18 protein-coding genes are annotated in these 20,324 nt (G+C 64.6%); 6 read left to right on the top strand and 12 right to left on the bottom strand.

The window, feature by feature from the left end:
• Positions 1 to 2 precede the first annotated feature (2 nt).
• The 12 genes from ABFX56_RS05200 to ABFX56_RS05145 all read right to left on the bottom strand — a co-directional run bounded on the left by ABFX56_RS05200 (position 3) and on the right by ABFX56_RS05145 (position 12,594).
• Positions 3 to 1,472: a dihydroorotase gene (locus ABFX56_RS05200; RefSeq protein ID WP_346232202.1), complete on the bottom strand. Its 1,470-nt coding sequence runs from the start codon at positions 1,470 to 1,472 to the stop codon at positions 3 to 5.
• Positions 1,465 to 2,937: an MmgE/PrpD family protein gene (locus ABFX56_RS05195; protein WP_346232201.1), complete on the bottom strand. Its 1,473-nt coding sequence runs from the start codon at positions 2,935 to 2,937 to the stop codon at positions 1,465 to 1,467. The genes ABFX56_RS05200 and ABFX56_RS05195 overlap by 8 nt, the downstream gene beginning before the upstream one ends.
• Positions 2,930 to 3,745, bottom strand: coding sequence for a cyclase family protein (locus ABFX56_RS05190; protein WP_346232200.1), 816 nt, complete (start codon positions 3,743 to 3,745; stop codon positions 2,930 to 2,932). Before ABFX56_RS05190 ends, ABFX56_RS05195 begins: the two co-directional genes overlap by 8 nt.
• A complete protein-coding gene (locus tag ABFX56_RS05185) occupies positions 3,742 to 4,935 on the bottom strand; it encodes a CaiB/BaiF CoA transferase family protein (RefSeq protein ID WP_346232199.1) in 1,194 nt (397 codons plus the stop codon). The genes ABFX56_RS05190 and ABFX56_RS05185 overlap by 4 nt, the downstream gene beginning before the upstream one ends.
• Positions 4,936 to 5,159: 224 nt before the next feature.
• Positions 5,160 to 5,981 (bottom strand): IclR family transcriptional regulator, encoded by an 822-nt coding sequence (locus tag ABFX56_RS05180; RefSeq protein WP_346232198.1) that lies wholly within the window; start codon positions 5,979 to 5,981, stop codon positions 5,160 to 5,162.
• A 21-nt stretch (positions 5,982 to 6,002) separates the two neighbouring features.
• Entirely contained in the window at positions 6,003 to 7,286 is a 1,284-nt protein-coding gene (locus ABFX56_RS05175; RefSeq protein ID WP_346232197.1) for an amidohydrolase family protein, read from the bottom strand.
• 11 nt (positions 7,287 to 7,297) lie between these two features.
• Positions 7,298 to 7,720: a nuclear transport factor 2 family protein gene (locus ABFX56_RS05170; RefSeq protein WP_346232196.1), complete on the bottom strand. Its 423-nt coding sequence runs from the start codon at positions 7,718 to 7,720 to the stop codon at positions 7,298 to 7,300.
• Positions 7,721 to 7,746: 26 nt separating this feature from the next.
• On the bottom strand, positions 7,747 to 8,565 hold the full coding sequence (locus ABFX56_RS05165) for an ABC transporter ATP-binding protein (protein ID WP_346232195.1): 819 nt from the start codon (positions 8,563 to 8,565) through the stop codon (positions 7,747 to 7,749).
• Complete coding sequence (locus tag ABFX56_RS05160; RefSeq protein ID WP_346232194.1) at positions 8,555 to 9,355, bottom strand: ABC transporter ATP-binding protein; 801 nt, start codon at positions 9,353 to 9,355, stop codon at positions 8,555 to 8,557. Before ABFX56_RS05160 ends, ABFX56_RS05165 begins: the two co-directional genes overlap by 11 nt.
• Positions 9,307 to 10,338 (bottom strand): branched-chain amino acid ABC transporter permease, encoded by a 1,032-nt coding sequence (locus ABFX56_RS05155; protein WP_346232193.1) that lies wholly within the window; start codon positions 10,336 to 10,338, stop codon positions 9,307 to 9,309. Before ABFX56_RS05155 ends, ABFX56_RS05160 begins: the two co-directional genes overlap by 49 nt.
• A gap of 16 nt (positions 10,339 to 10,354) precedes the next feature.
• On the bottom strand, positions 10,355 to 11,236 hold the full coding sequence (locus ABFX56_RS05150) for a branched-chain amino acid ABC transporter permease (protein WP_346232192.1): 882 nt from the start codon (positions 11,234 to 11,236) through the stop codon (positions 10,355 to 10,357).
• Between the two features lie 95 nt (positions 11,237 to 11,331).
• Positions 11,332 to 12,594, bottom strand: coding sequence for an ABC transporter substrate-binding protein (locus ABFX56_RS05145; RefSeq protein WP_346232191.1), 1,263 nt, complete (start codon positions 12,592 to 12,594; stop codon positions 11,332 to 11,334).
• Between the two features lie 424 nt (positions 12,595 to 13,018).
• Here ABFX56_RS05145 and ABFX56_RS05140 point away from each other — a divergent pair, with 424 nt between their 5' ends.
• The 6 genes from ABFX56_RS05140 (at position 13,019) to ABFX56_RS05115 (ending at position 20,227) form a co-directional block, all read left to right on the top strand.
• The gene (locus ABFX56_RS05140; RefSeq protein WP_346232190.1) at positions 13,019 to 13,696 is read left to right on the top strand and encodes a GntR family transcriptional regulator; all 678 of its coding nucleotides are present in this window, start codon (positions 13,019 to 13,021) and stop codon (positions 13,694 to 13,696) included.
• 20 nt (positions 13,697 to 13,716) lie between these two features.
• On the top strand, positions 13,717 to 15,243 hold the full coding sequence (locus ABFX56_RS05135) for an MmgE/PrpD family protein (RefSeq protein ID WP_346232189.1): 1,527 nt from the start codon (positions 13,717 to 13,719) through the stop codon (positions 15,241 to 15,243).
• A complete protein-coding gene (gene prpB / locus ABFX56_RS05130) occupies positions 15,243 to 16,160 on the top strand; it encodes a methylisocitrate lyase (RefSeq protein WP_346232188.1) in 918 nt (305 codons plus the stop codon). Before ABFX56_RS05135 ends, prpB begins: the two co-directional genes overlap by 1 nt.
• 8 nt (positions 16,161 to 16,168) lie before the next feature.
• Complete coding sequence (locus ABFX56_RS05125) at positions 16,169 to 17,290, top strand: bifunctional 2-methylcitrate synthase/citrate synthase (protein WP_346232187.1); 1,122 nt, start codon at positions 16,169 to 16,171, stop codon at positions 17,288 to 17,290.
• Entirely contained in the window at positions 17,290 to 18,117 is an 828-nt protein-coding gene (locus ABFX56_RS05120; protein WP_346232186.1) for an aldo/keto reductase, read from the top strand. The genes ABFX56_RS05125 and ABFX56_RS05120 overlap by 1 nt, the downstream gene beginning before the upstream one ends.
• 241 nt (positions 18,118 to 18,358) lie before the next feature.
• Positions 18,359 to 20,227 carry a thioredoxin domain-containing protein gene (locus ABFX56_RS05115; protein WP_346232185.1) on the top strand — a complete coding sequence of 623 codons (1,869 nt, stop codon included), beginning with the start codon at positions 18,359 to 18,361 and terminating at the stop codon, positions 20,225 to 20,227.
• The last annotated feature ends 97 nt before the right edge of the window (positions 20,228 to 20,324 follow it).

Below are 20,324 nucleotides of genomic sequence, written 5' to 3'. Positions count from 1 at the left end.
CATCAGCCGCGCCCCGTGGGGCGACGCAGGTATTCGCCCCGTGGCTCCCCGACTACGACGCCGTTGTCGAGCACCTGGTGTCCGCGGACGAAGGTGTCGGTCACTTTTGCCGTCAATTCGAAGCCCTCAAATGGCGTGTATTCCTGGGAGGATTCGAAATCTGAGGCGTGGATGACGTGGGGGCTGTTCGGGTCGACGAGTGCGAAGTCCGCGTCGTAGCCCTCGGCAATCGTTCCCTTGTTGTGCAGGCCGTACCGCTGCGCGGGATTCCAGGCGGTGAGTCGGGCCACCTCGTTGTACGGCAGGCCGCGCTTGTTGCCCTCACTGATGAGACCAGGCAGCAGGTATTCGGTTCCGCCGAACCCTGATTTGGCGGCGAAGACGTCATCCGCGGGCGTGCCGAACTTGAGGTCCTCTTGGCAGCAGGCGTGGTCGCTGACCACCCAGTCAATGTCGCCGGCCAACAAGTGCTTCCAGAGCGCCTCGACGTCGTCGTGCGAACGCAATGGCGGATTGACCTTGCCGCCCAGTCCGGACGCGGTGGTGAAGTCGGCCAGCAGATGACCGATTGTCACCTCCCGGCGGAAATCGATGTGCGGGAACGCGGATGCCATGGTGAGCGCCGCCTCGAGCGCCTTCGCGGAAGACAGGTGCAGCAGGTTGATTGTTGGCAGTTCAGTTGCGTGGGCCAGGTACGAGGCGATGGCGATCGCCAAACCCTCGGAGTGCGGCGGACGCGCGGCACTGTACGCTTCCAATCCGGACAGCTTCCCCTCCTTCTGCACGATGTTCGTGTACGCGCGCATGATCTCTGCGGTCTCGCAGTGCAGGGAAAGCGAAATGTCGTCCGCGATCTCTGGCAGCTGCTCGCGCAGCCGCTGGATGCCACGCATGACGAATTCGAAGTGTGCGTAGTCGTACGACTCGTCCTCCGGGATCATGAGGAACTCGCGCTGACTCGAGGACGCCCCATGCAGGCCGAAGCCGCCGTAGAACATGAAGATCTTGAACGACGTGATGCCGAAGTCCTTCACGATCGTCGGTAGTTCGTCGATGTGCTGGCTCATCATCGGCGCCACGTGAAGGGCATAGTCGATGAACGACCGCCCTGCGCAGGCAGCCAACACTTTGGGGAGGAATTCGGCATAAGGTCCACCCTGGTTCATGTAGTACTGGCCGGTGCGGATGTAGGTGATCCCCGTGGTGACGCCGCCTTGAGCCGCGGCCCGGCTCTCGGTCACGGCGTCCCCCTCCAGCGGATTATAGATACCCCAATGCTGGTGGGCGTCGACTACTCCGGGAAACGCCAGCTTCCCTCCGCCGTCGACAACTTTCGCCGAACGTTCCGGAGCGATCCGGTGTCCCAACGCAGCGATGGTGCCCGCTGTCACCGCGATATCGAGGTCGGCCACCTCGCTGGTATCCGGTCGTACGACGTGGACGTTCTTGACCAGTAGGTCGAATTCAGGCATCGATGTCCTCCGTGTTCTTGTGCGTGGCGTCTGGCTGAGGGGCCCTCGCAGCTGGTGGTAAATGCCCCAAGGGCTCGAGCAGTGCGGTGAGATCGCCGAGATCTTCGAGCCGGGCGACACCGTGACGGACGCGGTCCACTGAATCGGCGTCAAGAACCCTTGAGGCGTTGTCTCGGAACTTGGTGCCAAGTTCTTCGAAGCTCAGCGGGCGCTGGGGGCCGCCGCGATTGGAGAGCACGCGTTCCACCAGGTCGCGGCCATCGGTGGTCCGCACCCGTAGCACCGCCGGAAATTGCTGGGGGAAGATCTCATCACACTCGGCGTCCGCGGCGACGCTCACCTTCCCCATCAGAGCGCGGTGTGCCGGTTCTGTCGCGGTGGCGTCGGTGAAGTCGTCGAGTCCGAGCCCGAGTCCCCTCCCGCCGATGAGCGCCGCCGCGACGACGAAGGGTGCGCTGAACTGCGCCATGTATCCGGTGGTCGGGGCCCGCTTGACCTCGATCGGCTCACCGACGGTGCGGACAGTTGAGGTGGCCACGCCAACCGTGATGGATTCGACGTCCTCGGGGCGCAGGCCCTGGGCTCGGAGCGCCAACGCCGCGTCGATCGCCGCGTGAGTGAAGTGGTTGGCGGGATACGGTTTAAAGAAGATGCCGGGCACAGCCCACTGGGTTCCAAGACCCTGGGTGAGTTCGTCCGGGTTGAAATGCCCGTGGAGCCAGGCTTGGAAGAATCCGAACCGTCCTTCGAGCACCGTCGGCGGGCCGGTGAAGCCCAAGGCCACCAGCTGTGCTGCGGAAACGCCGGACTGCGCTGCCCATCCGCAGTGCATCCGTTTGACCGTCCCGCCTGTGCGGTTTGACTCGATGATGCCGGAGCCCATCGACGCCGCGACCCCGAGCACGTCGGCGAGTGCGTCGGCATCGAGTCCGAGCAGCATTCCGGCTGCCACTGCTGCGCCAAGCGCGCCGCAGATGGATGTTGCGTGTTGCCCATGCTCGAAGAACGTTGACGTCCGGGCGGCACGGTCGTAGCCGGCCATCCCTAGGCGAACGCACACCTCGAGCCCGACAGCGATGGCGGCGATCGTGGACCGGCCGTCCGCCCCGGATGCCTGAGCCGCCGCGAGAGCGGCGGGAATCACTGAGGCGCTCGGATGAAGCACGGACGGCAGGTGCGTGTCATCGTAGTCGAGCGAGTGTGCCAGGACGCCGTTCACGAACGCGGCGTGGGGCGCGGACACGGGCTCGGGGATTCCGATGGCCGTGGACTGGCCCGTTCCGCCCTGAGCGACCACCCACGCCATCGCGGCGCGGCTGGTTTCCAGCGGTGTCGCTGCGATGCAGATACCGAGACAGTCGAGAACCCGTTTCCGCACACTGTCGATCACGTCAGGGGGAAGGTTGCCGTATGCCGTGGCCGCAGCAAAGCCGGCCAACTGCCTTGCCAGCGTCGCTTCAGGCATGCGCGACCACCGCAAGCGGCCGCACCGGAGATCCCGTGGCACCGATGAGGTTCAAGGGCACGAGCACGAACGTGAACTCGTAGGTTTCCGACTCCGCGAGTTCTTCGAGATCCAGCGCTTCGATGATGTAGATGCCGTTGTCGACGAGAAGCACCCGGTGGGCAGGCAGCACGGCATGCCCCGCCCCTGCGGGCAGCTGTTCGAAGGCAATCGTGTCCGCTCCGGCGGCCAAGACGCCGCGGTCGGCAAGCCAGTGTGCGCCCGCCTCGCCGACGCCCGGCACGCCGGTCTCCTTGCCGAGATAGGAATCCGTCCCTGCCGCGAACCTCCGGCCCCATCCGCTTCGGATCAGTGCCACGTCTCCGTCACCCAGCTGGACCCCCTGCTGCTGGAGCGCCGTGGTCAGGTCGGTCGGCGTAATCTCGTACGCCGCACGGCAGACCTCCAGGCCGAGGGCCTTCGGAATGTCGAGCAGCACGCCGCGCCGTACCATGGGCGCGATGGTGTTGACACCGTGATCCGGGTACCCGCCGTTCCTGACCTCGCCCGCATCCGACCCGCCGTGGAGCTTCCCGAGATGGGAAACGTGGGCCAGTGCGTCGATGTGAGTGCCGACGTGGGTTCCCATCACCAGGAGATCGCTGGCGGCGGAACCACCATCGGGTCGCACGGTGTCACCGTGGCGGCGAGGGAGGGCGTGAGTGTACTTCGGATGGTTGGGGGACTGGGGCATCCCGGCAAACAGCGGTCGGCCCAGGTCATAGACGCGAACGCCACCGCGTATCACGTCGAGAAGAGCATCGCTCATCTGATCGCTCCTTCTTCTCTCATCGTCGCGATCTCCTGTGCGCTGTAGCCCAATTCGTCTGCGAGGATCTCTTCGGTGTCGGCCCCGAGGGGTCGCCCAGTGAACCGGATGGCGCCGGGCGAGGCGGACATGCGCCACATCACGTTGTGCATGAGCACGGTTCCCAGATCGGGGTCCTCCACTTCGACGAGCATGTTCGTTTGGCGGATATGAGGGTCCTCCACGATGTCCTTGGCGCTGTAGACCGGCGCGACCGCACCCCCGTCTTTCTCGAACACCTCAAGTACTTCGAGTCGATCGCGTTCGCCGATCCACGCGGCGACGTAACGGTCGATGACATCGGCGTGCTCGGCTCGCCCCCTACCGCTGGCAAACCAGGGCTCGCTCAGGAGTTCCGCGTGTCCGACAGTGGTCATGATTCGCTCGGCGACGCTTTGTGCGCTACTGGAGACGGCGACCCAGGCGCCATCGCGTGTTCGGTACGTATTCCTCGGCGCGTTGTTGGTGGAACGGTTGCCATGGCGCTCTTCCACGGTGCCGAGTTGGTCGTAGATGGTCGGCCCTGGGCCGACAGCGGTCATCATCGGCTCCAGAATGCTCAGGTCGATGACCTGCCCGCCCCCGTCGTTGGAATCGCGATGCCGGAGAGCCATCATCGTCGCGGTGGACGCCGCGATGCCGCAAATGCTGTCGGCGAGCCCGAACGCGGGCAGGGTGGGCGGCCCATCAGCCGAGCCGGTGAGGTAGGCGAAGCCGCTCATCGCCTCGGCCAGCGTCCCGAAACCGGGTCTGGAGGAATACGGCCCGGTCTGCCCGAATCCGGTGAGGCGCACGAGAATGAGGCCGGGATTAGCCTCGTGCAGTTCCGTTGGCCCTATGCCCCACCGTTCGAGAGTCCCAGGTCTGAAGTTTTCGACGACGACGTCCACCGTCGTTGCCAGACGCAAGAAGGCAGCGGCGCCGTCGGCGGTACCGAGATTGAGGCCCATTGTCCGCTTATTGCGGCTAACCTCCTTCCACCACAGCGAAACACCGTCTTTCTGGCCCCCATGGCCGCGCATGCTGTCGCCGTACACGGGATGTTCGATCTTGATCACGTCGGCGCCGAAATCGCCGAGAATCTGGCAGCACAGGGGGCCGGCGAGGATCGTCGACGCATCCACCACCCGCACGCCCTCCAGCGCCATCATGACCGAAGGCCTCCCAGTTGTGTTCCGGTGTGAGAAACATCTACGAATGTGAACTCTATCCGAGTTCCGTCAGTATTACCACTGTTATATATGCTCATTGGGCCAATAGTGCCAATTCAGTCGAGCCTAGTTTTGCGCATTATGCGAAATTGTTCCGCTTAGTGAAACGCCAAGACAACGTGCGCCAGCCTCCGCGCCGGTGCGGCGCGGCCGAAGCGGCCGCGTTACCGGACCGTGCCGGTGATCTGCTGTTCGTGCGGTGTGTTCCAGCCGAGCCGGGCGGAGATCCGCGCCGCAGCCGAGGTGACCAGGGGGATGTATCTTTCCACCGCTGCGGCATCGAATCGCACCAGCGGCCCACAGACGCTAATGGATCCGACCACCCGTCCGTCACCACGAAAGACCGGAGCCGCGACAGAACCCGCCCCGGACTGCCGCTCCCCGCGGGACGTCGCGAAGCCGTTCGCGCGGACCTGCACTAGTCGCTCTTTCAGCACGTCGAGGTCCCGGATCGTTTCGTCGGTGAGCGGCTCCAGGCCGGAACCTAGCACTCTGGCAACGTCGACATCCGGGAGGAATGCGAGAATCGCCCGACTGGATGCGCCGGCGTAGAGGGGATACAGTCGCCCTGGTTCCACTGTCATCTTGATTTCTTGCGGACTTTCGTACTGGTCAACGTAGGTGCGTTTGTCGACGACCAGGAGGGACAGGGTTGTCGTCTCCCGCGTCTCGTTCCGCAATGCGACGAGGTCGTCGCGGGCGACGACTCTCAAATCGAGTTGCCGGAGCGCCCGTGCACCGAGTGCGGTCGCGCTGGGGCCAAGGCTATATTCGCGGGAGACGGGGTCGATCCGCACCAAGTCACGCGACGCGAGCGATTGCAAGATGCGGTAGACCACGGCCTTGCTGAGTTTCAGCTGGCGGGCGATGGCGCTCACGCCGATGGCAGATTCGCCGCGGGACAGCGTCAGGAGCACGTCGGCCACGCGTTCGGCTGCTTCCGTGCCCGTCGAAATCGTCTTTGCGCTTTCTGTGGCGCCGCTCATTACTGTTGCCCTTTCGCGGTCTCAGCCCGTCTGTACCGGCAGGTCGCCGTACGCGAGCTTACCGTCCACCAAAACCGTTTTCAGGTCTGTCGGACTTGCCCTGTCCACAAGACTGGCGATTGGGTTGACCGATCCCGCAAGGTTGTCCGACTCCATGTCGATGACTACGAGGCTCGCCGATTTACCGATCGAGAGTGATCCGAGTTCGTTGTCCAATTTCAGCGTGCGCGCGGCATCGATTGTCACCGATGCCAGCAACGCCCTCGCGTCGATGGCAGCAGGGTCCCCGGTCGCGGAGCGCAGCGACCGCGACATGAACTCCAGTTCTGCCAGGAGGTCGGGGCTGGAGATCATCGCGTTATCGGTTCCCAGGCCTACGATTGCGCCGCGCTGGGTGGCGCGCACGAACGGCGGAATGCCGTAGCCGAGGGCTGCCTGCGTGCGGGCGCACATGACGAGAGGGATCCCCGCGGCTGCTGCGAGCTCGAGTTCGTCATCGGTTGCCGATGTCATGTGGACGACGAAGTCGGGAGAAAGGAATTGCACGATTCTCTGCACGTCTCCTTGCCCGGTCCTCGAAGCGGACAGCTCTCGGTATTGTGGTGTTTCGCCGGCGTGCGTGGCCAGCAGCTTGCCGCGGGCGCGCACGCGCTGTGCGATCTGGGTGAGACCGAGATCCGTCGTGTCGTTGGCCCACAGCGGGGAGAAGCCCTCTGCCACCTCCAGACCGGCGTCGACCTCCGCCAATTGCGCATCCGACAGTCCCACAGTGTTGCGCTGCAGGCTGGCGTCGTCGTGCAGCGGGAATGTGGTGAGTCTGGCGAACGCGAGGCACCGGATCGGCAGGTCGGCTGCGGCTTCGCGGAGCTCCAGCACCCCGTCGACCCCGCCCTCCCTGAAATCTGCGAGCGCGACGGTTCCCGTTGCCAACGCACGCCGCAGGGCGCGCCGGATCCCGACCACTCGCTCTTCCCGGTCCAGCGCGCCCATTCGGACATGGCGCAAGCCGTCCGGCTGCCAGAGGAGGTTGACGTCGGAGGGAACCCCGTAGCCTAGTTCTTTGACCACGGTGTCACCGATGTGGGTGTGGCAGTTGATCAGCCCGGGCATGATGAGGTGTCCCCGCAGGTTGTACACCCGAACCGGGTCACCGTCTCTCTGACTTGGCGGGGTGCCCTCGCCGACGTCAACGATCATGCCGTCCCTGATGTGCAGGTATCCGGGGCTCAGTAGCCGCAGCTCCTCGTCGGCGACGACGTGCGCGCCCGTCAGGACGTATTCGGTTTCGAGATCGGGGCTGTACATAACCGGCGGGTTCAGGATCCGGACGCGGTGGACGTGCGCTGCGTGAGCAGCGGTGCCACCCCGGTCTCGGCGAGGTCGTTCCAGACATACTGTTCGTGGATGAGCCCATCCCGGATGATGAACAGATCGAGGTAACGCACTCCCGTGAATGTGGTTCCCCACAGGGTGGTTCCGTCCAGAGTCCCCGTCGAGATACACATTGTTGCGCCATCGCTGGCCCGGTTGCCGACCAGGAATTCCGTGCGGTGCTTCCGGACAGCGCGGTATCGCGTCGCGGCGTCGGCCACCATGCTCGGCAGGTCGTCGAACACGGTGCCACCGGGAAAGGTGAGTCGTGCATCCTCGGCGAGATACTTGGCCGCCTGGTCGAGCCTGCGCTCTTCGCACAACTTCAAGTAGTCGTCGACGATGTCGATTTCCGCGCTCTGCATCATGAGTTGTCTCCTTTAGCTGGTGTGGTTCAGACTTCCAAATACGATTTTTTGAGGTCGGGATTGTTGTTGACTTCCGCCTTGGTGCCGCGGAAGACAGGCATCCCTTTTTCCAAGATCACCACTTCGTCGCAGACCTCGAGCGCGAAGTTCACGTTCTGTTCTGCGACGAGCATGGTGGCGCCGAAGGAGCGCAGCTTCTGCAGGGATTCCAACAGTCGATCGACGACGACCGGGGCCAGTCCGGTGGACGGCTCGTCCAGGAGCAGAAGTCGTGGTTCGCCGACGAGGGCCCTGGCCACTGCGACCATTTGCTGTTGACCGCCGCTAAGTTCACCTCCGCCGGAACCCAGGAAGGCCTCGATCTCGGGAAAGACGCTGAGGATTCGCCCGACGTAGTCGACTCCGCGCGCAACGTGTGCCCCTCGCGCGGCCAGCTCGAGGTTTTCCCGAACCGAGAGTCCGGCGAAAACCCTACGATCTTCTGGAACCAGTTGCACGCCACAGCGCGCTACTTGGTCGGCGCGCATGCCCTGCAATTCCGTGTCGCCGATCTGCACCACTCCGGTTCTGGCCACGTCTCCGGTGCCGGCAATCGACTTGAGCATGGTGGATTTGCCGGCGCCGTTGCGGCCCAGCACCGCGACCGCCGAACCCGCGTCCGCCTCGAAGTCCACACCGTGCAACACGTGAGCCGTGCCGTAGTACGCGTGCAGCCCGCGGATGCTCAGAGCCGAGGAGCCCGAGGTCGTCGGCTTCTGCCGCTTGCCGCGTCGCGGGTGGGACGAGCCGAGCGCCGGAAGTTGTTCTGCGGAGCCGTCGGCGAGGGTCATTCCTTCATCGGCCACCGAGGTACACCGCCTTGACTTCACCGTTGTTGCGGATTTCCTCCGGTGTTCCCTGCACGAGAACTGCTCCGCCGGCCAGTACCACTATCTGTTCGGCAAGACCGAACACCACCTTCATGTCGTGTTCGGTGATCAGGACGGAGCATCCGGTCGACTGTTGAACGCTTCCCACGAGATCGATGACTGTCACCGTCTCTTCTGGAGTCATGCCCGCCGTCGGTTCGTCGAGCAGCAGCAACGTCGGGTGCGACGCCAAGCCCATGGCAATCTCCAGCTTCTTCCGGTCGCCTTGCGCCAGTTCGCCCGCCGCCCGGTTTTTGAGCCCGCCGAGGTTGACCTGATCAAGCAGTACTGCAACGTCGTCCGGCGACACTTGTTGCGACGCCGATGCCCAAAAGACGTGGGATTGACGCCGTGCTGCCAGGAGGGCGACGCGCACGTTCTCCTCCACGGTCCGCGAGGTGAACACGTGGGCAACCTGGAATGCGCGCGAGATGCCTTCCCGGGCCCTGGTCCTCGCCTTGTGTTTGGTGACATCGCGCCCGTTCAACAGGATCTTGCCGCCGTCCGCCGGATATTGTCCGGCGATGACGCCGAAGAGAGTGCTTTTGCCGGCGCCGTTCGGACCGATCACCGCGTAAATGCTGGATTGCGGCACGGTGAAACTGACGTTGTTCACGGCCAGGTTGCCGCCGTAACGTTTACTGATGCCCTCGAGGCCGAGCACCGGCATTGGCTCATTCATAGGGCAGCGGCTTTCTTGGCATCGCGCGATCCGGAGGTGTTCCACCGTGATGCGACCTGCCGGATCCGCGCGGGGATGCTGAGGAGGCCCTGCGGCAGCAGGATGAGAACCACCAACAGGATTCCACCCACATAGATGAGGTAACTGGTTGAGCCTTGGCCAACCTGTTGCAGCAGTGTGGTCAAGGCGATGGCGCCGATGACCGGGCCGAAGAACTTCTTCGACCCGCCCAGCAGGCACATGATGATGGGTTCGCCCGACCGGGTCCAATACAGTGTGTCGGCGGTGACGATGCCCGTGGCGAAGGCGTACAGCGCCCCGGCCAGTCCGGCAAGCGAACCGGCGACAACGAAGGCGGTGAGCCGGTAGCGGAAGGTCGAGATCCCCAGCGAGCTTGCCCGTTCAGGGTTGTCGCGGATGGCCAGGATCGTCTCGCCAGCTGGGGTGCGGAACATCCACCAGATCACCGCGCATCCGGCAGCCACGCACGCGACGATGACCAGCCAGAAGCTCTGCGGCGACACTTCACTGGGCAGTGTCGCCAGCAAGCCGTTCTCGCCGCCGACCAGGTCCGTGTTGGCGGCGATGAGGTAGAGCATCTGGCCGAAGGCCAGCGTGACATTCGCGAACGTGATGCCGCTGGTTCTGACGGCCAGGAGCCCCAGCAGGAGAGCAAGGATTCCGGCCAGGGCCACGGCGAGGAACAACGACGCATACAGCGGCACCCCTTGAATGGTCAGGGCCGCCGCATACGCTCCCGTGCCGAAAAATGCCGCCTGACCAAAGGAGGGCAGGTGGGCATAGCCGATGAGGATGTTCACACTCATCGCGTACAGCACTTGGACGAGCACGATCTCGACGAAGAAGCTGGGTGGTGTCTCGGACGTCGCCTGGGTGACCACGTAGGCAATGCCGATGATCGCGGCCGCGAGCCACAGTGCCTTCACCCATCTGCGCTCGGCACCGAGCCACCGCGGCCAAGATCGGGGGCCGCCGGTCGCCGGCGCGTTCGTGAGCTTGCGGCTCATGGCTGTTGTGCTCCGTTCATGAGATGTCCAAGCTCGATTTTCCGAGAATGCCCTGCGGCCGGAACAGAAGGATGGCGAACATCGTCGCGTAGAAGGCGATCCCCGACACGCTCGGCACATAGGTGACGACGATGCTCTGCGTCACACCGAGCACCACCGCCGCAATCAGGGCGCCGTAGAAGCTGCCGAGTCCGCCCACCACGACGACGGCGAACGCCTGGATGATGAACGACGTCGCCAGGTCGGGCGTCAACGCGATGGTCGGCGTAGCGAGCGCCCCTCCGATTCCGGCGAGAAATCCACCGATGAGCATCACTTTCGCGGACACCCCGGAAATGTTCACCCCGAGCAATTGCGTCATTGTCCGGTCTTCGGCAAGGGCACGGACCTCCAGTCCCAGGGATGTCTTATAGAGCAGGAAGGACATCGCCACGACCACCACGGCGCCCACGGCGATCAGCAGAAGGCTGTACTGCGGTACGTCGACCGAACCGACCCGTACGGTGCTGTTGAGCCCCTCGGGGTAGGGGACCGACAGCGAGTTCGGCCCCCAGACCACGAGGATCGCGCCTTCGAGCAGCAGCAAGAGCGCGTAGGTGCCCAGCAGTGAGTCGATTGGTGGCAGCTTGTACAGCCGACGGAAGACCACGACCTCGCTGGCATAGGCGAGGGCGGCGACTCCGAGTCCTGCCAGAAGGGCGCCGCCGATGAGAAATACCGGTGTCAGCTGGAGCGTGTTCAGGAAGTTGAACGTCAGGTAGCCGCCGATGGCGAAGAAGGCGCCGTGGGCGAAGTTCAGAAAACGCATCGCCCCGAAGATCACGCTGAGGCCGCTCGCGATGAGGAAGAGCAGCATGCCGTCGCCGAGTCCGGAGACGATCGAAGGCAGTACGTTCATCGGTTCAGTGCCCTTCCCGTTGTCCGGGACCTCGGCGGGTTAACGCCGAGGTCCCTGACGCGTTTCGATCGTGCATCCTGGTTCGGATGAGCGTTCTACTTCTTGGTGGGGTTTGGTTTGGGAACGACGTCCTTCGCCGGAACCGACGTGGCGTTCTCGCACTTGTAACCGAACTCCGAATCAGCATCGCCGAAGCACTCGACGGCGGTGACGGGGGCGAACAGGATGTGGTCCTCCGCTCTGAAGTACGCCTCACCCATCGCCGTGTCGAATTTCATGCCCGGCAGTACTTCGAGCACCTTCTTGGCATCGGTTGACTTAGCCTGCTTCATGGCGTTGGCGAAGGCCATCGTGGCCGTGTATCCCTCGTAGAGCCAGGAGTGTGGTCCGTGCGTCTTGGGGCCGACCTTCGGGCGCTCTTTCCACTTGGCAATCAAGTTCTTGTTGATCTCGTTGTCGTAGGCGCCGTAGAAGTAATCGTGCACGTAGTAGATGCGAGGGCTGTCCGCACCTAGGGCCGCGGCAAGTTCTTCACCGCCGCCGACGTTGGCCACGACGGCGTACTTGTCAAAGAGTTTGTACGGTTCAGCCTGCTTGGCGAACGTCACTGCGCCGCCACCGAAGGTGGTCACGAACATTCCAGTGTCGGTTTTGCTGGGGTTGGTGCCGATGAGCGAGGTGATGTACGCGCTCAGTTGGCCTCCCGCCAACGGGTAGAAGACCGCCTGTCCGAACGTGATGGACGGGTTTGCCTTCTTCGCCAGTGCCTGGAATTCGTCCCACGATCCGTGACCGGTGACGTAGTCGAACCCGACGTTCTGCCACTCCTTCACGTTCTTCCACTCCGTAGCGACTAGGTGCGCCGCTGCGGCGTTCATCATTGAGGTGTTGGACGCGACCTCGAACAGATTCTCACTGAAGTTCGTCGTGGTCAACGCGGTACTGGTGGCGCCAGCGGTGATAATGACCATGCCGTTTTGTTCAGCGATCGGGATGGCGGCAATGACATCTGCGCTGCTGGTGAATCCGGTGACGTACTTGACACCCTCCTGCGCCAGCTCGCGCATCGCCTTCACGGTCTGGGTCGGTGAAAGTTGTTCGTCCTTCGTGACGATCTCAAGGAGGTGTCCGTCGATCCCACCCTTCTCATTGATCTCCTCGATCGCGATGTGGGCTCCGTCGAGGCCGGTCTGGCCAACATCGGCCGATCCTCCTGTGAGGGTGCCGAGGAAGCCGATCTTGATCGGATCCTTGTGTGCGCTTTCCGATGGCGTTTCAGGGCTGCCTGAGCAGGCGGCGAGGGTCAACGTCAACCCCACCACCATGGCGCACGCTGCGAGTGGCCTCTTACCTATCACGTGAATTGCTCCTTTCGGGCGGCAGCGCGCGAAGCCCGCGGCTACTCAGCTCATCGCGTCGGCGTCGGGTCGTCCGGTTGACCGTTCTCGTCAGCGAAACATCGTTGGTACTTGAGGGTGGCACAGTGGCAGCGCACCGGTCAAGCGTTTTTGCGAGAATGCAATGAATGTAAAGAAACTGTGCCTGGTTTGTTACCGATTGCAAAGGGCTGATGCGTCATATTGACGTTCCGCTAGCAGAAACACAGAACGCGAGTGCCGAATTCGGGGTGATGTGGTGTGGCAGGCAGCCATGAGGCCCGCCGGATCAGTCGAGACGTTTGAAACCGCGTTCGTGTATACAATGAGTCAACGGTTGTGCGAATAGCGCCCACGAATAGTGGATGTTTGCGATTCGGTGTATACACAGAGGGGCGGTCACGTCGTGCGTGCCAGTGATCGGGCGTATCGCAGCCTCCGCGACGAAATCGTCGACTGGGAACTGCCGCCTGGCACCGTTCTTGCCGAGGTCGAGCAGTCGCAACGGCTCGGTGTCTCGCGAACCCCGCTTCGTGCTGCTCTTGCACGCCTCACCGCCGACGGCCTGGTCGCTCCGCAAGCCGGCCGAGGGCTGGTCGTCACGGATGTCTCGCTCGAGAACATCCGGGAACTGTTCGAAGTACGCCGTGCCCTCGAAGAACAGGCTGCCAGGTTGGCGGCCCAGCGTGGTGACCCCGAGATCTTCCAGGTGCTCGAGCAAGAACTGCTCGCGGTTTCCGACCTGCTGGGGGATGACGATCCGGCACGCCACGCCTATTACGACCTCGTTCGCCGGTTCGATGAGGCGCTGGACGATGCCGTCGCCAACCCGTACCTCGTGGGCGCGTTGCGCGGCCTGCGCACCCATCTGGTGCGCATCCGCCGACACGCCAAGGACGATCCAAGCCGGCTGCGTGGCGCCGCTGCTGAGCACCTCACGATCGTGCAGGCGATCATCGCCCGCGACGCCGAATTGGCTGCCCATGCCACCCACGTGCACCTGCACCGGGCACTGCGCAACGCCCTGGCGACCTCGACTTCAACCCCCACCTCCGACACCGAGCGCACCTCGCGCTCGGCCTAACCTCCCTCGAAGGGACCGCAGTGAAATCCACCACCGTTCGTGTGCACCGCAGCGACGAGAACCTCTCGCGCGCCAACCAGCTCGCCTTCAAAATTGCCGAAGTCGCCGCCGATCCGGTCGCGGTGACCGACGAAGCACAGGAGATGGCCATCAACCGGATCATCGACAACGCCGCAGTTGCGACCGCGTCGCTAATGCGGGCCTCGGCGGTCGCCGCGCGGGCGCAGGCGGGTGCGCACAGTGCGCCCCGGGCCGGCGCCACGGTGTTCGGCGAAGTTCCGGACCACCGTGTCAGCCCGGAATGGGCGGCCTGGGCGAACGGAGTGGCCGTCCGCGAGCTCGACTACCACGACACCTTCCTCGCCGCGGAGTACGCGCATCCCGGAGACAACATCCCGCCGATGGTCGCCGTCGCCCAGCACGCCGGACGCAGCGGCGCGGAGCTGATCCGCGGCATCGTCACCGGGTACGAGATCCAGATCGACTTGGCCAAGGCGATCAGCCTGCATGAGCACAAGATCGACCACGTCGCCCACCTCGGGCCCTCCGTGGCCGCAGGACTCGGCACCATGCTCGGGCTGCCCGTCGAAACGATCTTCCAGTCCATCGGGCAGGCCCTGCACGTGACGACCGCGACCCGTCAGTCGCGGAAGGGTGAGATCTCCAGTTGGAAGGCGTACGCGCCGGCCTTCGCCGGGAAGATGGCCATCGAAGCCGTCGATCGGGCGATGCGCGGGCAGACCAGCCCGACGCCGATCTACGAGGGCGAAGACGGCGTCATCGCCTGGCTGCTGGGTGGGCCGGATGCGCGCTACCAGGTGTCCCTACCCCAGGCGGGCGAGGCGAAGCGGGCGATTCTCGACAGCTACACGAAGGAGCACTCGGCCGAATACCAGGCGCAGGCCTGGATCGACCTGGCCAGAAGGCTCGGGGCGCAGCATCCGTTCCTCCGCGAAGCCGCCGCCGCGGACAAGATCAGCAGCGTCATCATTCGCAGTTCTCACCACACCCACTACGTGATCGGCTCCGGGGCGAACGACCCCCAGAAGTACGACCCGACCGCGAGCCGGGAGACGCTCGATCACTCGATCCCGTACATCTTCACCGTCGCGCTGCAGGACGGAACCTGGGACCATGTGCGCTCCTACGCCCCGGAGCGGGCGAAGCGACCGGACACGGTGGAGCTGTGGCGGAAGGTTGTCACCGAGGAAGACCCCGAGTGGACCCGTCGCTACCACTCGCTCGACCCTCAGGATAAGGCGTTCGGCGGGCGGGTGGAGATCACCCTCACCGACGGCACTCAGATCGCCGACGAGATCGCCGTCGCTGACGCGCATCCGCTCGGCGCCAGGCCGTTCGCCAGGACGCAGTACATCGACAAGTTCCGCGCGCTGGCGGACGGCGTGCTGGAGCCGCAGGAGATCGAGAGATTCCTGGAACTGGCGCAGCGCGTGCCTGATCTTTCCGCCGAGGAGCTCGGTGGGCTTACTGTGGTGGCGAGGCCCGGGTTACTCGAGTCTGTCACTGCGCCGAAGGGACTTTTCTGATGTTGTATTCGACGGTCACTCCCGCCACCAAGCGGCAACTGCTGCGCGAACGCTTGGCCTCCGGCGAGCTGCTCGGATTCCCCGGCGCGTTCAACCCGCTGTCCGCCAAGCTCATCCAGGACAAGGGTTTCGACGGTGTCTACATCTCCGGTGCGGTGCTTTCGGCCGAGCTGGGGCTGCCCGATATCGGCCTGACCACTCTCACCGAGGTGTCGCAACGGGCCCAGCAGATCGCCAGGATGACCGATCTGCCGACCCTGGTGGACGTGGACACCGGGTTCGGTGAGCCAATGAACGTGGCCCGCACCGTGCAGAGTCTCGAGGAGGCCGGCGTTACCGGACTGCACATCGAAGACCAGGTGAATCCGAAACGCTGCGGCCACCTGGACGGCAAGGTGGTGGTGGACGTCGCCACCGCCACCGGACGCATCCGCGCCGCCGTCGACGCGCGCCGCGACCCGAACCTGCTCATCATGGCGCGCACCGACATCCGGGCCATCGACGGTCTCGATGCCGCAATCGACCGGGCCAAAGCGCTGGTGGACGCCGGGGCGGATGCGATCTTCCCCGAGGCGATGGGCACGCTGGCGGAATTCGAGGCGGTGCGCAGCGCCGTCGACGTGCCGGTGCTGGCGAACATGACCGAGTTCGGCAAGAGCGAACTGTTCACCACGGCGCAACTGGCCGGCGTGGGGATCAACATCGTCATCTATCCGGTCACCCTGCTGCGCAGCGCGATGGGCGCGGCCGAACGCACCCTCGACGCCATCCGCACCGAGGGCAGCCAGCAATCGGTGGTCGGCCAGATGCAAACGCGCGCTCGGCTCTATGAACTGCTTGACTACCAGGCGTACAACTCGTTCGACTCGTCCGTCTACAACTTCACGCTCGAAACCAACGCGGGCGCAGGAAAGTGAGCGCATCCATGACCGAACCGGAAATCCACAAGGGCCTCGCCGGCGTCGTCGTCGACGTGACCGCCATTTCCAAGGTGAACCCCGAGACGAACTCGCTGCTCTACCGCGGTTATCCGGTGCAGCAGCTCTGCGACAAGTGCACCTTCGAGGAGGTCGCGTACCTGCTCTGGCACGGCGAACTGCCGACTCCGGTGCAACTGGAGGAATTCCAGGCGTTGGAACGGTCGCTGCGGCCGCTGGATCCGCGGACCAAGCGGGTGATCGACGAGCTGCCGCTCACCGCGCATCCGATGGATGTCGTGCGCACCGCCGTCAGCGTGATCGGCGCCACCGACCCGACCCTCAACCAGGCCAACGGTCTCACCGATCGCGCGCTTAACGAGGGCAGGGCCATCTATCTGCTCGCCCAACTGCCGTCGATCATTGCCTACGACCAGCGCCGCCGCCACGACCAGGATCTGATCGAACCGCGAGACGACCTGTCCTATTCCGCGAACTTCCTGTTCATGGCGTTCGGTGAGGTCCCGGAACTCGCCGTGGTCAACGCCTTCGACGTGTCGATGATCCTTTACGCCGAGCACTCCTTCAACGCCTCCACGTTCACGGCCCGCGTCATCACGAGCACGACCTCCGACCTGTATTCCGCCGTCACCGGCGCGATCGGTGCGCTCAAGGGTGCGCTGCACGGCGGGGCGAACGAGGCGGTCATGCACACCTTCGACGAGATCGGCACGGCCGACGAGGCGGAGCAGTGGCTGGACGCCGCGCTCGCGGACAAGCGCAAGATCATGGGCTTCGGACACCGCGTGTACAAGAACGGCGACTCCCGGGTGCCGACCATGAAGGCGGCGCTCGACACCTTGATCGCGGAGAAGAACGCCCCTGAGATGGGTGAGCTGTACGACGCGTTGGAGTCGGCGATGGCGCAACGGAAGGGCATCAAGCCCAACCTGGATTACCCTTCGGGACCCGCATATCACCTGATGGGCTTCGACACGGAGACCTTCACACCTTTGTTTGTGGCCAGCCGCATCACCGGGTGGACCGCGCACATTATGGAACAGATGGCGTCCAACTCCCTCATTCGGCCTCTCAGCGCGTATAACGGAGTCGACGAAAGGCATTTGTGATGACAGTCCCCACCATCGCCCTGAACGACGGACACCGCATCCCGCAACTGGGCTTCGGTGTGTTCCTGGTCGACCCTGGCCAGGCCGAACACATCGTCTCGGACGCGCTGGAGGTCGGCTACCGGCACATCGACACCGCCGCCGGGTACGAGAACGAGGAAGGTGTTGGGCGGGCCATCGCCTCTAGCGGACTCGCGCGCGACGAGTTGTTCGTCACCACCAAGCTGCGGAACCCCGACCAGGGCAAGGACACCGCGCAGGCCGCGTTCGATGCCAGCCTGGAACGGCTCGGACTCGACTACGTCGACCTGTATCTCATCCACTGGCCGACGCCCAAGCGGAACCTGTACGTGGAGACATGGCAGGTGTTCGAGCGGATTCTGGCGACCGGGAGGGCGCGGTCCATCGGGGTGTCGAACTTCTTGGTACCGCACCTGGAGCGCTTGCTCACGGAGACGGGCGTGGTGCCGGCGGTCGACCAGATCGAACTGCACCCCTATCATCAGCAGCCGGAGGTGACCGCCTTCGCCGGGTATCACGACATCCGGATCGAAGCCTGGGGTCCACTCGGTCAGGGCAAGTATCCCCTGCTGGAGCTGCCGGAGATCACCTCGATCGCCGCCGCGCACGGCAAGACGGCGGCTCAGGTAGTGCTGCGCTGGCATCTGCAGCAAGGTCACATCGTCTTCCCGAAGTCCAACCACCGGGAGCGGATGGCGGAGAACTTCGACATCTTCGACTTCGAGTTGAGTGCGGACGAGCAGGCATCCATCACCGCGCTGGAGCGCGGCGGGCGCGTCGGCAGCCACCCCGACGAGATGAACTAGCCCGCGCCGGCATCACGGCATCCGGCACCGTCCTTCAATCCGTCTCACGGAGTCTCTTAATCCCGTCTCACGGAGTCTCTTAATCCCGTCTCACGGAGTTTCTGTCCTGGAGGCCCCTGCTCCCCATAGCCGGGCCCAAACAGGTCAGAAACTCCTTGAAACGGGATGGGTGGGGGATCGGTGAGATCGCATGCCGCGAAACACTGGAGACGGGAGCCGGCGGCGCGTCTACGCTTGAGGCATGCCGAATCGCCTGGTCGATGCCGTCAGCCCCTACCTGCGTTCGCACGCGGACAATCCCGTTGATTGGTGGCAGTGGGGAGCGGAGCCGTTCGCCGAGGCGAAGCAACGGCAGGTTCCGGTGCTGGTCTCCATCGGCTACTCGACCTGCCACTGGTGCCACGTCATGGCCAGGGAGAGCTTCAGCGACCCGGAACTTGCCAAGTTCATGAACGAGAATTTCGTGGCCATCAAGGTCGACCGCGAAGAGTACCCGGATGTGGACTCCAGCTACCTGGCGGCTGCCGGGGCGTTCACCGACAACCTCGGCTGGCCGCTGAACGTCTTCGTGACGCCCGAGGGCCGGGCGTTTTTCGCCGGCACGTACTGGCCTCCGCAGCCCAGCGGCGGGCATCCGGCGTTCCGCCAAATTCTTCAGGCGGTGCTGAACGCGTGGCACGACCGACGCGAGGCGGTCGAATCGAATGCCGCCTCGGTCACCGAGGCGCTCGCGAAGTCCGGTCACCACGCGGGCAGTGAGCTTCCGGATGCCGCGGCCATCGGCACCGCGATCGGCCAACTGATCTCCTCCGAGGACCCGGAATACGGCGGTTTCGGCACCGCCCCCAAGTTCCCCATGGTGCCGGTGCTCGACTTCCTGCTCGCCTCCGGGCATCCGGATGCGCTGGCGTTGGCGGATCGCTCCCTCACCGCCATGGCGGCGTCCCGGCTGCGTGACGATGTCGAAGGCGGGTTCTTCCGTTACTCGACCCAGCGCGACTGGACCGACCCACACTACGAGCGCATGCTCTACGACAACGCACAGCTGCTCACCGCCTACGTGAGGCTGAGCGTGCGGATGCCTGAGCGTGCCGACACGCTCGCGCCCATCATCGAGGGCATCGCCGGCTACCTCCTCACCACGCTGCGGCTGTCCGACGGCGGATTCGCATCCGCCCAAGACAGCGAGAGCACGGTCGACGGGCAGCGTGTCGAAGGCGGCTACTACAAGTTGGATGCGCTGGCCAGGTCAGCGCAAGCGCCTCCGGCCATCGACGAGAAGGTGCTTACCGGCTGGAACGGACTGGCCATCGACGCGTTGGCGCTGGCCGGCTTCGTGCACGACCGGGCGGAATGGATGGATGCGGCGAGGGGTGCGGCCGACTATCTCATCGCCCATCACCTGCTCGCGGACGCCAGGCTCGCCCGCGCCTCCATCGGACAAAGGGTTTCCACGGCATCCGCAACCCTGGAGGACTACGGACTGCTGTCAGCCGGCCTGCTGCGGCTGGCCGCGGTCACCGGCGATGCCCATTACGCCAGCATCGCCAGCACGCTGGTGGACGCGGCCATGGCCGCGGGGGAGTCTGGCCCCTTTCCGTTCGCCGTGCCCGGCGGCGCCGACCCGGTGCTCGCCGGCCAGGGCATGGTGTTGCCGGCCGACCTCTCCGAAGGTGCCTACCCGTCCGGGCTCACTGCGATGTCCGCCGCCGCGCAGCGCCTCTACCTGCTCACCGGACACGCCCCCTACCGTGACGCGGCGATCCGCACCATGGCCGCGTTCGCCTCCACGGCCATCGGGCGGCCGATTTCCTTCGGGGCAGCACTGGCGCAAATGTGCCGGCTGACCAGGCCATCCAGCCAACTCGTGGTGGTCGGCGAGATCCAGGATTCCGCCGTGGCCTCCGTCGCGCGACGCCGAGACGACGTCGGTATCACCTCGGTGCTCACCACCGACCAGGCTCGGGCATTCGCTGCGGCCGGGTTCGAACTGTTCGAGGGTCGCACGGCGCAGGGCGGTGCGCCCACTGCATACCTCTGCCGCGACTTCGTCTGCCGCCTGCCGTTGACGGACCCGGATGCGCTTGCCACCGAGCTCGCGGCAGGCTGAGTCGAACCGAGCGATGGTCTTCCGGACCACTGTGACCGCCGCGGCGCACACTCTCGTCCGGAAACCTATCGCTCGGCGGTGAGCTCGGCGGTGAGCG

Source organism: Parafrigoribacterium mesophilum, assembly GCF_039652555.1.
GTDB lineage: Bacteria > Actinomycetota > Actinomycetes > Actinomycetales > Microbacteriaceae > Parafrigoribacterium > Parafrigoribacterium mesophilum.
Note: the sequence above shows the minus strand (reverse complement) of the source record. Positions and strands in the feature narration are given on the sequence as shown.

Coding starts and splice junctions, on each gene's coding strand:
- ABFX56_RS05190 (WP_346232200.1), bottom strand. CDS start 3,745: ATGAGCGATGCTCTTCTCGACGTGATACGCGGTGGCGTTCGCGTCTAT.
- ABFX56_RS05120 (WP_346232186.1), top strand. CDS start 17,290: ATGACAGTCCCCACCATCGCCCTGAACGACGGACACCGCATCCCGCAA.
- ABFX56_RS05150 (WP_346232192.1), bottom strand. CDS start 11,236: ATGAACGTACTGCCTTCGATCGTCTCCGGACTCGGCGACGGCATGCTG.
- ABFX56_RS05200 (WP_346232202.1), bottom strand. CDS start 1,472: ATGCCTGAATTCGACCTACTGGTCAAGAACGTCCACGTCGTACGACCG.
- prpB (WP_346232188.1), top strand. CDS start 15,243: ATGTTGTATTCGACGGTCACTCCCGCCACCAAGCGGCAACTGCTGCGC.
- ABFX56_RS05185 (WP_346232199.1), bottom strand. CDS start 4,935: ATGATGGCGCTGGAGGGCGTGCGGGTGGTGGATGCGTCGACGATCCTC.
- ABFX56_RS05195 (WP_346232201.1), bottom strand. CDS start 2,937: ATGCCTGAAGCGACGCTGGCAAGGCAGTTGGCCGGCTTTGCTGCGGCC.
- ABFX56_RS05155 (WP_346232193.1), bottom strand. CDS start 10,338: ATGAGCCGCAAGCTCACGAACGCGCCGGCGACCGGCGGCCCCCGATCT.
- ABFX56_RS05115 (WP_346232185.1), top strand. CDS start 18,359: ATGCCGAATCGCCTGGTCGATGCCGTCAGCCCCTACCTGCGTTCGCAC.
- ABFX56_RS05180 (WP_346232198.1), bottom strand. CDS start 5,981: ATGAGCGGCGCCACAGAAAGCGCAAAGACGATTTCGACGGGCACGGAA.
- ABFX56_RS05125 (WP_346232187.1), top strand. CDS start 16,169: ATGACCGAACCGGAAATCCACAAGGGCCTCGCCGGCGTCGTCGTCGAC.
- ABFX56_RS05175 (WP_346232197.1), bottom strand. CDS start 7,286: ATGTACAGCCCCGATCTCGAAACCGAATACGTCCTGACGGGCGCGCAC.
- ABFX56_RS05170 (WP_346232196.1), bottom strand. CDS start 7,720: ATGATGCAGAGCGCGGAAATCGACATCGTCGACGACTACTTGAAGTTG.